The sequence below is a fragment of the Leucogemmata humicola genome (genome assembly GCF_055379415.1).
The window spans coordinates 4,890,736-4,904,273 of sequence record NZ_AP040875.1; the positions used below are offsets into that span (position 1 = coordinate 4,890,736).

Here is a 13,538-nt window from a genome sequence, read left to right on the forward strand (position 1 = left end):
CACGAGGCTGACTCCAGAGCAGGTGGGAAGCGGGAGAGAACGCCACTCGCTCGAAGGCAGAGACCGTGCTACATGCGTCGCGTTATTAACGTATTGTCATTGCACGATTTATATGTCATCGCGAGATCGCCGCATTCGCGCGGTCGCGATTAATCGGCGCGAACGTCGCGCTACCGGGTGCGAATGGCGCGCATCACCGTGACGCACCGCACAATCGACAGCGATCCTGCTCCCACGAAACGGAGCCCGACTGCCGTTCGTCCTATGGGTATGGTTTTGACCATCGTCGCCCAATCCCAGCAGCCGTGGCTCCACACGGCGCGCCTCATCCTGACCGACCCGGGATACTGGATGCTGGCGGTGGTGCCGATCGTCTTGGCGCTCTTTGGATTGCGCGTAACGCGGAATCGGCTGCCAAGGCGCCGAGTGCTCTACGGCGTGGCCGCGGCGGCGCTGTGGTGTGGGTTCGAGATGGCGCAATACTTCCGCGCATTCGACTGGATCCACGAGCCAACCATTCGCACGACGTGGTTCGCGTTCTTTCTTGCGATCTTCCCCGTCGTTGCCGCCGGCGCCACTGGATTGGCGATTGGACTCTGGCGGAGACTCACGCTCCGATTGGCGCTTCCGCTCGCGGTTTTTGCTGGGATGATCGCCACGGCCACAGGATGGACCGCGGCGTTCAGCATCATCGACGTGGTCAACGCAGCAGGCTGATTTCTGCGCCTGCCGTGACGCCGCGCTGGCTGACTCGTGATCAGCCTAGGCGGTCGCGGCGTCCTCGATCTTTTTGGCCAGGTCCAGATCCGACTGCGTGATTCCGCCGGCGTCGTGCGTCGACAGCGTCATCGTGATCTTAGTGTACCGGATGTCGATGTCGGGATGATGATTCATCGCATCCGCGGCCGCGGCTACCCGGTCGACGAACGCGATCCCACCCGCGAACTTGTCGAAGGCGAATGTCTTCGTCAGTACGTCGCCGCGCCGCGTCCAACCGGCAAGTGTACCGAGTGACCGCTGTATCTCGAGATCGGAGAGTTTCTGTCGCATGCGAGTTTCCTTCCCGTTCGGACTTCGTGGGGCAACACTGGCGCTGCTCCTTGGCGTAGCACCAGCTACCGTGCGCGCGCAGAGCCGCGATACGATACCGCTGTCCACAAACTACTGGAGCAAGTTCGCGCTCGGTTTCACGACGAGCATTTTGCTCCACGAGGCAGCGCATATCATGACGTCCATAGCCGTTGGCGGCCATCCGTCTTTTGGCTTTGACGAGTTCCGCCCAACGATCTACTCGGGGATCAGCTCGCAGGTCGAGCCTCACAAGCAATTCCTATTCTCCGTGTCTGGTCTCACGATGCAGACGCTCATCGACGAAGCCGTCCTCGACATTCCGCATCGCCGTGGTGCCGCGTTCGAGCGCGGCATACTCGGCGGCGGCATTGGGACAACGGTGTTTTACCTCACCCTCGGCAGGCGTGGATCGGTGAGCGATGTCGACTTCGTGGCGCGAACTCACGCCATGAACAAGACACAGATGACGTTGCTGTTTGGCGGGATCGCGGCCATTCACACCTTTCGGATTTCGCGCGACCCGCATTACGCCAACTTTTTCGCCCGCCCGCGCGACGACGGGGGAATGGACGTCGGAGTGAGCCTGAAAACACCGTGACTTGCGTGTTCGGGATTTCTTCGGTATGCTGAGATCCCGGGATTTTCGCGAGCTGGTGGCACATGGCGGTCCGAACGGTTGGCGCGGTTGGGAAAGAACGGCAGGGCGCACTGTTCGACGCGGACGTCCTTGGGCGTCCGCTCCCAGTCGTTGGTGAGCAGAAGGACATTCGGTACTTCGGCTCCATCGCGCGCAACGTTCTGAACGGGCCCGAGACCACGGGCATGGGATTCTGGTCGATCAATCCGTACGTGGGCTGCGCGTTTGGCTGCGCATACTGCTACGCGCGGTACGCCCATCGATGGGTGCTCGACCGCCACGCGACCGAGAATCCGGAGCACGCCGACCTTCAGTCGGCACACGATCGAATGCCGTCGTGGCTCGCCTTTGAGCGACGCATCTTCGTAAAGCAGAACGCGGCCGACGTGCTGCGTAGAACACTTCGTCACGGCTCCGAAAAACACACCGCACTGCTGCGCGGCGAAACGATCGTCATCGGCACGGCGACCGATCCGTTTCAGCCCGCCGAGCGACGCTTTCGCGTGACGCGGTCGGTGCTCGAGGTGCTGGCGGATCATCCGGGACTGCAGATCTGCATCATCACGAAGAGTCCGCTCATCACGCGCGACATCGATCTGCTGCGTCGGATCAATCGAATCTCGAAGCTGTCGATTCATCTCTCGCTCATCTCGCTCGACCGCGAGCTCGCGCGTCGCATCGAGCCGCGCGCACCAACGCCTGAAGCTCGGCTTCGTGCGCTCGCGCGTTTGCGTGAGAGCGACATCGAGACAGGCATCAACGTCATGCCCGTTCTTCCTGCAATCACCGACGATCCCGAAGATCTCGAGCGACTGGTAATGGCGGTGGCTGAACGCGGCGCGTCGTACGTGAATGCCTGTGCGCTCCGACTCCGAGCGACGGCTCGCGCGCGGTACCTGCCGTTCATCGAACAGGAATTCCCGCACCTCGCCAAGCGGTATCGGGCGACGTACGCGAACGATTTCAATCCGAGCGAGGCGTACAGTCAGCGCCTGCGCGACCAGATGCGCGCGCTATGTGAAAAGCACGGGGTGCTCTACGGTCGTTACGGTCGCGCACCAGATGCCGCGGCGGAGGCGGTGGCTGATCGATTCGCGGGGTCGGAGCAGCTGGCGTTCGACGTGTAGGTCTTGAACGGCCAACGACTTGAACAATCAGTTGACGCAGCCCCAGCCCAAATCACCATTCAAACAATATTTGTGATGTAGCCTCGGTCCCACTCTTGCTTTCGGTATTTATTCGGTATAAGATGCTGTCCCTTTTCCACACTCATGGCCACCTCTGTCGCCGCCCTTCGGGCCCTCATTCAGCAACGCTTTCCGGATGCGACGCCCCTCACGGGCGGCTCGCAGACCACGGAACAGATTGCCACGGGTATCGAAGCGCTCGACAAAGTCCTGCCCAACGGCGGACTGCCGCGCGGACGGCTATCGGTCTGGGCACCACAGGGCGGCTCGACTGCCATCCTCCGCGCCACCTGCCACTCCGTCGTCGCCAACGGCGAACGCTCGGCCTGGATCGACGGCGACAACACGGTGGCTGGTGCGTCGTGGGGCGACAACAGCGGCCTGTACCTCGTGCGGCCTACGTCGCGCACGCACGCACTGCGCGCCGCCGAGGAGTTGCTGCGGTCGGGGGGCTTTTCACTTCTCGTATTAGCAGGCACTGAACCACAGGGCACCGAAACCGTTCGACTCACACGCGCGGCGCGCGAAGGCGGAGCGGCGCTCGTGTCCATCGGGTCGGCGGCGTCCATGGCGAGCCTCCGACTCAGATCGCGCCTCATGCACTACCGCTGGCGGCGCACGCCATTCGGCGATCCGGCCGACGCCGAAGACGTCACCGTACGCGTCGGCGCCACAGCCGCGGGCTGGAGCACGCACACGACTTTTCCCATTCCGGTCATGCATCATGAGCTACGTCTGTCTCTGGAATCCGCGCTGGCCGACCGGCGCGGACTTCCCCGCTGATCTCGTCGCCAGTCTGCTCGAGTGCGCGCCGCGCGTCGCGGTGGGCGAACGCCATCTCGTGTGGGGCGACGCCCGCGGCATGCACGGTGGCCAACTCGCCGAACAGATGCTGCGCGTCGCAAGCGACTATGGCTTCGACGACACGCGCGCCGGCGTCGCTATGACACCCGTGGCCGCCGAAGTCGCGGCGACGCAAAGCTCCATCTCGCTCACGATCATCAAACCGGGACAGGACCAAGCATTCATTGCGCCGTACAAGCTCGCCGTACTCTCACCGCCACCAGATCTCGCCGCACTCATTCAAGGCCTGGGTATCGAAACTGTCGCTGCCTTCGCCGCACTCGACGCCGAGGCCATCGAGATCCGACTCGGCATCGAAGGCGTGCGACTCTGGCAGCGCGCGCGCGCCGACGATGAGCGTTTTCTCTTCAAGATTCCGCTTCGCTCGCTGCCCAGCGCGTCGATCGAGTGGGTGGAATACGGACTGAAAGATCCCGAGCGGTTGCTGTTCGTCATCAACTCGCTCGCCGGCACCGTGTGCACGGCGCTCGCCAATCGCGGCGAACGCGCGCGCGAAATGGCGCTCGTCTTCTCACTCGGCAATCGCACTCAACGCACGCACACCATTCGCTCATCGCGGCCGAGTGCGGAGCAGAAGCGGTGGATGCGCCTAGTGCGCGAGGCGCTCGACACGCTGACGCTGCCCGACGCAGTCATGGGTGTGACGCTGCGCGTGGAATCGGTCGTCGGCAATCACGGCGCACAGGGCGATCTATTCGATCGTGGTTTCGCCAGCGCGCCAATGGTAGAAGACGCGATCATCCAACTCACCGACGATCAGGGCGACGTCGTCGTCGAACCTGTGAACTCGGAGCATCCGCTGATCGAGCAGCGCACGAGTTGGATTGCGCGCCGAGAAACTCGCGTCGTGAAAAAGCAAAAGCAGCCAGCGCTCACGCTGCAGCTTCTCCCGTCACCCAAGGTGGTGACGGTGTCGACCGAATCACGTCGCGATCACGACGTGCCCGTGCGTTATCTCGACGGCAATGAATGGCACGACATCATCGAAGCGGCGGGACCTGACCGAGTGTCAGGCGGAGAGTGGGCCACGCAGTACGCGCGCGACTATTTCCGTTGTGTGCGCGAAGACGGAATGATGGTGTGGCTGTACCGCGGGACGCAGCAACAATCGGCGGACTGGTTCCTTCACGGATGGTGGGATTAACCATGGAAACGACATGGATGGGCGAGATGACGCGGATGACGGGAGCATTCAAGACGATGCACTGGGAGGAGAAGCCATATGATGTCTCCGCTGGTCAACCGCCACTCATGCACGCCGCGACGACGCACGAGCTCACGGGCGACATCGAAGGCGAAGTGTCGATCACGTATCTCATGGGCTACGCCTCCAACGGCATGGCGCGCTTCGTCGGACTCGCGCGCGTCACCGGTCGCGTCGCTGAACGCGAGGGCAGCTTCGTGATGCAGGATGTCGGCGCGTATCAGAACGGCGTCGCCAAGGGACACTGGACTATTCTCCCAGGCATGGGCAGCGGCCAGCTCGCGGACATTCGTGGCGACGGACACTTCGCCGCGAATGACGACGGCGCGTCCTACATGCTCAACGTCGAGCTCTGACAGCTCTGAGACGCGGAATTCCGAGCGTAGGTGCGAAGCGCCGAAGCGAGGAACCATGGTGACGATGACCTACGTCGAGCTTCGTGCGCATAGCTGTTTCTCCTTCTCCGACGGCGCAGTGTCGGCAGAAGATCTGGCTCGACACGCACGCACGCTCGGATACACGCATTTAGGAATTACTGATACCGCGGACCTCGGCGGCATCGCCCGGTTCGCGAATGAAGCGCTGACAGAAGGTGCGGTGCCCGTAAAGCCGATCGTCGGCGCGGAGCTGGTCGTCGACGGACACCCTGCGGCATTTCTGGCGCGCACGCCGGAGGGTTATCAGCACCTGTCGGCCCTCGTGACCATGGCGCGCGTCGGCCAGTGGGACGCGTGGGAGCAGAAGGCGCAGGGTAAGCATCGCGGCCGTCCGAAGGTGACCTGGGAGCAGGTCGCCGCCCATGCCACGGGACTCCACGCGCTCACCGGTCCGGCGACCGGAGATCTCGCTTCCCTGCTTCGCGCCGGCCGGAACAACGAAGCCACCCGGCGGCTGCGCCGATGGCGGGATGTCTTCCCGGACGGCGCCCTATCTATAGAAGTACAGCTCCACCACTCCGGCGGCCACGAAGCCGCCCTCGCCACCGTTCTCATCGAACTGGCCGAGTCGGAGGGGGTGCCGTGGGTGGCGACGCAGGACCCGAGATACGTAGACGACCGCGGGCGGCTCGTGCACGACATGCTCACCGCGCTGCGCTACAACCTGACGATCGACCAGGCGGCCGAACGCGGCCTGCTGCACCCGAATGGCGAGTGGAAGCTGCTGTCGCCGAGGGACATGGCGATCAAATGGCGCGGTCGCGAGGAAGGACTTCGGGAAAGTCTACGCGTCGCGGAACGGTGCGACGACTTCTCGCTCGACTGGATGCGGCCACCACTGCCCGACTTTCGCAAAGCGAAGTTGAGCGCTGCGTTGTCGCACATGGACGACAATGCGGCGTTGCGCGCCTGGACGAACGAGGGCATGCGCGAGCGATGGCGTGAGCCGAGCCGAGAGCAGTGCGATCAGATCGATCATGAGTTGAAGATGATCGCCGATCTGGGATTCGCTGGCTTCTTTCTCGTCATGGCCGACGCCGTTCGCTTCGCGCGCCACAAGAACATCCTATGTCAGGGCCGCGGCAGTGCTGCCAACTCCGCGGTCGCGTTCTGCCTCGGCATCACAGCCGTGGATCCGGTGGAGAACGGATTGTTGTTCGAGCGCTTCCTGTCGCCGGCGCGTGTGAATGGTCGCACGGAGCCGCCGGACATCGACGTCGACTTCGAGCACAACCGGCGCGAAGAAGTGCTCGACTACATGTACGCCAACTACGATCGGGCACACGCGGCAATCACGGCCGTCACTCAATGCTTTCACGCGCCCACCGCCGTGCAAGATGCTATGCGCGCACTGGGCTACACGGCGGAGCAAGCATTTGAGATCTCTAAGCGCGTCCACCACGCCGAGCCAGAAGGGTGCGCAGATGCCGTTCCTGCCATCGCCGAGGCGCGTGGCGTCGACATCAGTGGGGCGCGGGGGCGGGCGCTGCTCTATGCGCTACCGGGCTTCGAAGGGTTGGCGCGTCTGCGCTCGACACACGTCGGTGGCTTCGCCATCTCAGCCGTACCGCTCGGCAACTTCCTGCCTGTCGAACAGACGACGATGGGTCGGACGATCGTGCAGTTCGACAAGGACGACCTCGACATCATCTGCGTACCGAAGTTCGACTTTCTCGGACTCGGTGCGCTCGCGATGATCCGGATCGCCTTCGACGTCATCGAGGAACGGACCGGCAACAGGCCGACGATGTATGGCTTTCCGCTCGACGACGCGAAGTCGTACGACATCATCCAGCGCGGCGAAACGATCGGGATGTTTCAGATCGAGAGTCGGGCGCAGATCAATTCGATATTGCATACGAAGCCGGACCATCTGTACGACATCGTCGTGCAAGTGGCGTTGATTCGGCCGGGTCCCATCCAAGCGAGCTTCGTGCGACCGTACACCGAGCGGCGACTCGGCCACGAGCAGGTCATTTATCCGCACCCGGCGCTCGAGGCGGTGCTGCGTCGCACGCAGGGTATTCCGATCTTTCAGGAGCAGGCGATGGCGATCGCCATGTCGCTTGGCGGCTACACGGCGACGGAGGCGGATTTGCTGCGTCGCACGATGGGAAATATCCGCAAGAAGACTCGGCTCGAGGCGGCGCTCGAAGCGCTCGAGAAGCGCATGCAGCTACGTGGAGTCGACGAGACCACGGCAAAGAAGATTTGCCAGGACCTCGTGAGCTTCGCCAATTATGGCTTTCCCGAATCGCATGCGTGGAGCTTTGCGCTGATCGCGTATGTCACGGCGTATCTCAAGGCGCATTATCCAACGGAATTTTTCATTGGGCTGCTCAACGCGCAGCCCATGGGTTTCTATCCTGTGTCGACGTTGGTGCACGACGCCAAGCGTCATGGCGTGCAGGTGCTGCCGCCGTGTTTGCGAAAAGGCAGTTGGGATTGCACGTACGAGAACGGCGCGATGCGCGTCGGTTGGCGCTTCGTGCGCGGGATCGGCACCAAGGTGATCGATGTGATGAAGAAGGTGTACGAGACCGGCGGCCCGTTTGCGTCGATCGCCGACGTTGTATCGCGTGCGAAATTGAATCGCGGCGAAGTGTTATCGTTCGCTCAGGCCGACGCATTCGCGGCGTGGGCGCCGGACCGTCGGCATGCGGCGTGGGAGGGTTTGCGCGCGAGTGGCGACGTTCTCCCGCTCGCGCCGGCGACCGTGAGCTCGCACGACCCCGTACCGATCGATCGCGAGCAATTAGTATTCTTGGATTATCATGCCGTCGGTATGAGCGTGCACGGTCATCCGATGGAGTGGGCGCGCGAGCGACTGAAACGCGGTGGTGCGATCGACAGTCGCGAGCTGATGCAGATGCCAAACGGGCGCACGGTGACGATCGGCGGATTGGTGACGGTGCGGCAGCGGCCGGCGACGGCCGGCGGGACGATCTTTCTGTTGCTCGAGGACGAGCACGGATATGCCAACATCGTGGTGTCGAAAGCGTTGGTGGAGGAGAACGAGGAAGTGGTGAAGCGGGCACCCTTCGTGCTCATCCAGGGCCGAGTGGAGAACGACGGCTCGGCGATTTCGATTGTTGGCAAGCGATTCAGGGAGCTCGACGTCGGTCCACTCACGCACCGCGCCCACGAATTTCGATGACGGCAAAGGACTATCGCTTCACGACGCACATGCACGTGGACGCGCCGCGCGAGGCGGTGTTTGCCTTCTTCGCCGAGGCGGAGAATCTCGAGCGATTGACGCCGGCGGAGTTGGGTTTCGTGATTCGCACGCGTTTACCGATCGCGATGGGCGTGGGGACGCTCATCGACTATACGATTCGGTTGTGGCGTTGGCCGCTGGCCTGGCGTACGCGCATTGCGGTGTGGGAGCCGCCAACTCGATTCGTCGATGAGCAGTTGCGCGGACCGTATCGGTCGTGGGTGCACACGCATCGGTTCATGAGTGTTGCTGGTGGTACCGACATCGAGGATGAAGTGGTATATACGCTACCGTTCGGAGTGTTCGGGCGAGTGGCCGCGCCAGTAATTCGCATTCAGCTTGGCAGAATCTTTCGATATCGTCAGGAGCAGGTGGCGAAGATTTTCAGCGCGACAGGGCGATAGGGAGTGCGCATGCCTAGAGATATTCGAGTCGTCATCTTCGACCTCGCCGATGTCCTGCTCGAGTTTGGCGGGCCGGATTCACTCGCACGACTATCAAACGGCCGCATTGGCCCGGCGGAATTCAATCGTTTGTGGGCCTCCCCACTCGCGGACGCGCTCTACACCGGTGCTTCAACGCCCGACGCCTTTGCCGCTGGTGTCGTGGCCGAGTTCACGCTGCCTGTTTCTCCGGCTGCGTTCCTCCGCGAGTTTGGGGCGTGGTTTCGCGGCCCATTTTCTGGAGCGCTCGAGTTGGTTGAACAGGTTCGTGGCGCTTGCAGCGTCGCGTGTCTCAGCAACACCAATTCACTCGACGTTGCCCGTTTTCGTGCGGAACTCGACATTGAGCGGCGCTTTGATCGGTGCTTTTTCTCCAACGAAATGGGACTGCGTAAGCCCGATCGGGCATGCTATCTCCACGTCTTGAATGAACTCGGTCTCCTAGAGTACGCCGATCAAGCCATCCTGCTCGACGACAGCCCGACGAACGTTGCAGCCGCACGGGCCGCAGGACTCTCGGCGTACGAAGTTCGCGGAGTAGCCGATGCCGAAGCGTGCCTCAGAGCTCTGGACCTCCTTTCCACTCCAGCGCCTGGCGCTTAACGAACGTTGAGGCTGTCGCGCCTTGCCATCACTCTGGTAACCCTGGCGCTCGTCGCCGCGTGCGCGAGACGCGAATGGGTACCGGACTATCTCTCGCCTGACTGTCAGGGCTTTCATCGCCCGCTCAGTGCGGCCCCGCTCGAGGCGGAAATCAATACTAAGAATGACTCGGCGGCTCTTCTCGGTCGTGTCGTCGTAGCGGAACTCATCAGGCGCTCTCGGGGGCGGTCTTGACGCTCGCAACCACACCTCCGCGCGTAGTCCAGAGTGACTCCCTCGGGCGATTCCAACTTGCGGCGATTCCGAGCGGAATCTTCGCCCTCCGAACTCGGCGGATTGGCACTCGTGGGCGCGTTGATACGCTTGCGTTCCCGCTTCGACCCGCCCGGACGATTGTCCTCCCACTCGACCTCGACGTCTTGGATGGGCCCTGCAGCGGCTTCGGGCTCGTTGAAGTTAGAAAGCCGTGGTGGAAGCTTTGGTGAGCCCGCCAGCTAACGATCGTTGAACCCGACGAGCGAGCTATGGAAGCAACGCCTTCGGCGTTGCATTTTATGAATTCGCTCACGGGTTAACTCGGCGTTAGGCAGTCCATCTAGTCCCTACTCATGCAACTTGCCGAATTTCAGATTGGCTTGGAGTTTTTTACAGCCACGGGGCGATGGCGCTGCACTGACATCGGTACGCGGACAGTCGTTGCCATCAAACTCGATCGCCCGAACGATCCAAGCTGGTACGCCGGCCCTCCGTATGCCGTCGCTGAAACCGTCTTCGACGAAGACGACCGTGAAGGCTGCTCGCTCGATGATCGCAATCGAGCGCTCTGACCTGGCTGCCTAACGAACGCTGAAGATGTCGGGCGTTGGGCGGACGACATCATCACTAGGCGGGCATGATTCGCGAAGCGGAGATCTTCGGCCGACGCGTGCGCCTCGAACGCATCGGCGACACCTGGACCGTGTTCATTCCTTGGGGACGACGGCAAGCGGCACGCCTTGCCCGGCGCAACGAATTGCCCCTTGAAGGCTCGCAGCTTAGCTGGGCGTTAGGCGCCATAGACGATAGAGAGGTTACAAATGATCCGTAGCATCGCAATCGCATTCGCGCTGTCAATCGCCATCGCACACGCGGACGCGCAGGTCATTACTGTAACGCTACTCGGCACGGGCAATCCCCTCCCGGTGATGAATCGTTTTGGCCCAAGCATCCTCGTCGAGGCGGGCGGTCATCGGCTGTTGTTCGATGCCGGACGCGGTGCCCTTCAGCGCCTTTGGCAGGTAGGGGTGCCCTGGCATGACGTCGACGGCGTCTTCTTCACCCACTTGCATTCTGACCACGTTGTCGGGTTCCCCGACCTATGGCTGAGCGGTTGGACGACGGGCCGGGCGCGACCCGGTCGGGAACAAGCTGTCCGAGTGTGGGGACCAGCTGGAACGAAGGCCATGGCAACGCATCTCGTGGAAGCCTTCGACTTCGACATCAAGACCCGAATTGCAGACGAGAAGCTGCCTGCGGCGGGCGCCGCGATCACAGCCATGGACATTGCGGAAGGCGTAGTCTTGGACCAGGATGGTTTAACAGTTTCCGCGTTCGAAGTCGATCACGACCCCGTCAAGCCAGCCTTCGGTTACCGCGTGGACTATCGTGGGCGCTCGGTCGTGTTATCGGGCGATACACGTATCTCGGACAACCTCATCAAGCACGCGCAAGGCGTGGATGTCCTTATACATGAAGTTGCCGCACCGGCAACCTTCGTTCGCGCGCAAACGCCGGACGCGCGCGCGCGCGTTGTCATCGCGCATCACACTACCCCCGAGCAGGCCGGCGAAGTCTTTGCGAAGACGAAACCCCGCCTCGCCATCTACTCGCACATTGTGCTTTCGGATGCCGTCGAGCAAGACGTTATCCCTCCAACGCGCACGACGTATGCCGGCGCAGTCGAGTTGGGTGAGGATTTGATGGTCATCGGCGTGGGTGAGAAGATCGACGTGCGCCGACCCTCGAAGACCGCACCATGAGGCTTTGCCACAAACCTCGGTTCGGCCCCGTGCGCCAGGCGCACGACACCCTCACCTCGACAAGCAATGCGCATTGCCGTCTCCGGCAGTCATGCCACTGGGAAGTCAGCGCTCGTCGGTGAGCTCATACGACGCCATCCCAGCTTTGCGGCAATTGACGAACCGTTTCACGCGCTCGAAGATGAGGGTCACGCCTTCAGTGACCCACCGACTGTCGACGACTTTGACTTGCTTCTTGATGCTGCTCGCTCCGTCTTCGCGAAGCCTCAGCCGGCGAATGTCCTATTCGATCGGTCGCCAGCCGACTATCTCGCCTATCTCCTCGCGCTCCGCCCTTCGCTCGTGGCGAGAGATCGCGTACTCGAGGTAGCCAATGCCTTGGCGACGCTTGATCTCGTCGTCTTCGTCCCCATCGAGCAGCCTGACCGAATTCGGGGGGCTGAAGCCCCGCGACTTCGACTCCGCGTCGATGCGATCCTTCGCGAGATGTTCGTCGACGGAGCTTGGCCCTTCAACCCCTCGGTACTCGTCGTACAGGGCACGGTCCGCGAGCGCGCAGAGCAGGTGCTCGCCCGACTCGGCTCGGGCTCGGCAACCGCCGATCACAGATCTCGCACCGCGCAGCCTAACGAACGTTGCAGCTGACGACCGAGCCAAGGGTAGCGTACGGCTTCGCCGTGCGCTTCTATTGATTCGGTTGCAGCTGAACTCGGGCGTTAGGCAGTCACACACGCCCGATGGCACATCCTCGATGAGTCGCTGCCTGGCGTCATCGGCTCTTTCGTTCCGTATCGACTCAACGGCGAGCACCCTATGAAGTTCGTGGTTCTCATCTACAATGACGAGTCCCTGCTTGACGCGCTGGGCCCGCGCGAGTTCAGCGAAACGATGCGCGGTTGCATCGAGCACGCCGATGACCTGCGCAAACAGGGCCGGCTGCTCGACTCGCAGATTCTTGGGCCGACGACGGCAGCGAAATCCGTCCGCGTTCGCAACGGGAAGCAGACCATTCATGACGGACCGTTCGCCGAAACGAAGGAGATCATCGCGGGCTTCAATCTCATCGAGGCGGAAGACATGGACGATGCCGTGCGGATCGCGGCGACGTTTCCCTGGACGCGGACCGGCTGCGTCGAGATTCGCCCCGTGCAAGACTTTGCTCTCATACGGCAGCAGGTCGGCGCGTCCTGAGGAGCCCGTCGCGCTTCGTCGGGTTTGCGCCGCTGGCGCCATGGAAGCGGCAGCAACGCGGCGTCTACTGCGTAAGTCGACATCTGAGCGCCGCGCTGCCTAACGTGCGTTGCAGCCGTCAAAGGATTGCTATCGATGAAAGAATCCACACTCCGATATTTGCTGGGCGGATATCACATCGTTGCCGGCGTTGCCGGTATGACCACGGTGCTTGCGGTGATGCACCCAATCTGGCTGAAAACTCCGGACGAAAGCCGCCTAGCCGTTATTGGATTACTCGGCGGCATGTGTGCGCTGTTCCTAGTAGTCCTCGGTGTCGGCGTCTTGTTGGTGCGTTGTCACGTCCGGGCGATTCTTCTGGCCCAAGCAATTCAGCTGATGCAAATCCCGGTGATTGCCATTGGTGTATGGCAGTGGACGTTCTTCGCAGGCGCCTATGTTGTTCTTGCCGGGTCCAATGCAAGCAGCCCACTTGGATTCGATCTCGGACTGAAGTCGCTGGTTAACGTGTCATGGGCAGGCCAGCCGAGCGACGTGTCCTCCTTCGGCGTCAACATCGTACCATTCGGCATCCTGTGGCTTTTGCGGTTCCTTATGCGCGCCGCGAACGCGAGAGTTGCGCTCTCGAGTTCCAGCGCAGGAGCGCCCGCAGCCTAACGAACGCTG

The 13,538-nt window shown here is 62.2% G+C and carries 16 protein-coding genes; 15 read left to right on the forward strand and 1 reads right to left on the reverse strand.

Going from position 1 to position 13,538, the window contains the following annotated elements; translation table 11 throughout:
* The first annotated feature begins 183 nt into the window (after positions 1–183).
* Positions 184–717 (forward strand): hypothetical protein, encoded by a 534-nt coding sequence (locus AC6H4Z_RS20920; RefSeq protein ID WP_497543907.1) that lies wholly within the window; start codon positions 184–186, stop codon positions 715–717.
* 45 nt (positions 718–762) lie between these two features.
* Here the strand turns inward: AC6H4Z_RS20920 and AC6H4Z_RS20925 are convergent, their stop codons facing one another.
* A complete protein-coding gene (locus AC6H4Z_RS20925) occupies positions 763–1,050 on the reverse strand; it encodes a 4a-hydroxytetrahydrobiopterin dehydratase (RefSeq protein WP_497543908.1) in 288 nt (95 codons plus the stop codon).
* Here AC6H4Z_RS20925 and AC6H4Z_RS20930 point away from each other — a divergent pair.
* The 14 genes from AC6H4Z_RS20930 to AC6H4Z_RS20995 all read left to right on the forward strand — a co-directional run bounded on the left by AC6H4Z_RS20930 (position 1,049) and on the right by AC6H4Z_RS20995 (position 13,529).
* Complete coding sequence (locus AC6H4Z_RS20930) at positions 1,049–1,669, forward strand: hypothetical protein (RefSeq protein WP_497543909.1); 621 nt, start codon at positions 1,049–1,051, stop codon at positions 1,667–1,669. The two genes, AC6H4Z_RS20925 and AC6H4Z_RS20930, sit on opposite strands and share 2 nt — an antisense overlap.
* A gap of 62 nt (positions 1,670–1,731) precedes the next feature.
* Positions 1,732–2,835 carry an SPL family radical SAM protein gene (locus AC6H4Z_RS20935; RefSeq protein WP_497543910.1) on the forward strand — a complete coding sequence of 368 codons (1,104 nt, stop codon included), beginning with the start codon at positions 1,732–1,734 and terminating at the stop codon, positions 2,833–2,835.
* 144 nt (positions 2,836–2,979) lie between these two features.
* A complete protein-coding gene (locus AC6H4Z_RS20940; protein ID WP_497543911.1) occupies positions 2,980–3,678 on the forward strand; it encodes a hypothetical protein in 699 nt (232 codons plus the stop codon).
* Positions 3,620–4,903 (forward strand): DinB/UmuC family translesion DNA polymerase, encoded by a 1,284-nt coding sequence (locus AC6H4Z_RS20945; protein WP_497543912.1) that lies wholly within the window; start codon positions 3,620–3,622, stop codon positions 4,901–4,903. The genes AC6H4Z_RS20940 and AC6H4Z_RS20945 overlap by 59 nt, the downstream gene beginning before the upstream one ends.
* 2 nt (positions 4,904–4,905) lie before the next feature.
* Complete coding sequence (locus AC6H4Z_RS20950; RefSeq protein WP_497543913.1) at positions 4,906–5,319, forward strand: DUF3224 domain-containing protein; 414 nt, start codon at positions 4,906–4,908, stop codon at positions 5,317–5,319.
* Between the two features lie 55 nt (positions 5,320–5,374).
* On the forward strand, positions 5,375–8,557 hold the full coding sequence (locus AC6H4Z_RS20955) for a DNA polymerase III subunit alpha (RefSeq protein WP_497543914.1): 3,183 nt from the start codon (positions 5,375–5,377) through the stop codon (positions 8,555–8,557).
* Positions 8,554–9,021, forward strand: coding sequence for an SRPBCC family protein (locus tag AC6H4Z_RS20960; RefSeq protein ID WP_497543915.1), 468 nt, complete (start codon positions 8,554–8,556; stop codon positions 9,019–9,021). The genes AC6H4Z_RS20955 and AC6H4Z_RS20960 overlap by 4 nt, the downstream gene beginning before the upstream one ends.
* Positions 9,022–9,030: 9 nt before the next feature.
* Positions 9,031–9,663, forward strand: coding sequence for an HAD-IA family hydrolase (locus AC6H4Z_RS20965; RefSeq protein WP_497543916.1), 633 nt, complete (start codon positions 9,031–9,033; stop codon positions 9,661–9,663).
* A gap of 608 nt (positions 9,664–10,271) precedes the next feature.
* Complete coding sequence (locus AC6H4Z_RS20970) at positions 10,272–10,490, forward strand: hypothetical protein (RefSeq protein ID WP_497543917.1); 219 nt, start codon at positions 10,272–10,274, stop codon at positions 10,488–10,490.
* 65 nt (positions 10,491–10,555) lie between these two features.
* Positions 10,556–10,750: a hypothetical protein gene (locus AC6H4Z_RS20975; RefSeq protein WP_497543918.1), complete on the forward strand. Its 195-nt coding sequence runs from the start codon at positions 10,556–10,558 to the stop codon at positions 10,748–10,750.
* Between the two features lie 97 nt (positions 10,751–10,847).
* Entirely contained in the window at positions 10,848–11,681 is an 834-nt protein-coding gene (locus AC6H4Z_RS20980; protein WP_497547072.1) for an MBL fold metallo-hydrolase, read from the forward strand.
* A gap of 66 nt (positions 11,682–11,747) precedes the next feature.
* The gene (locus AC6H4Z_RS20985; RefSeq protein ID WP_497543919.1) at positions 11,748–12,326 is read left to right on the forward strand and encodes an AAA family ATPase; all 579 of its coding nucleotides are present in this window, start codon (positions 11,748–11,750) and stop codon (positions 12,324–12,326) included.
* A gap of 168 nt (positions 12,327–12,494) precedes the next feature.
* Positions 12,495–12,872 (forward strand): YciI family protein, encoded by a 378-nt coding sequence (locus AC6H4Z_RS20990; RefSeq protein WP_497543920.1) that lies wholly within the window; start codon positions 12,495–12,497, stop codon positions 12,870–12,872.
* Between the two features lie 135 nt (positions 12,873–13,007).
* Positions 13,008–13,529, forward strand: a complete 522-nt coding sequence (locus AC6H4Z_RS20995; RefSeq protein ID WP_497543921.1) for a hypothetical protein — start codon at positions 13,008–13,010, stop codon at positions 13,527–13,529.
* Positions 13,530–13,538 lie beyond the last annotated feature (9 nt).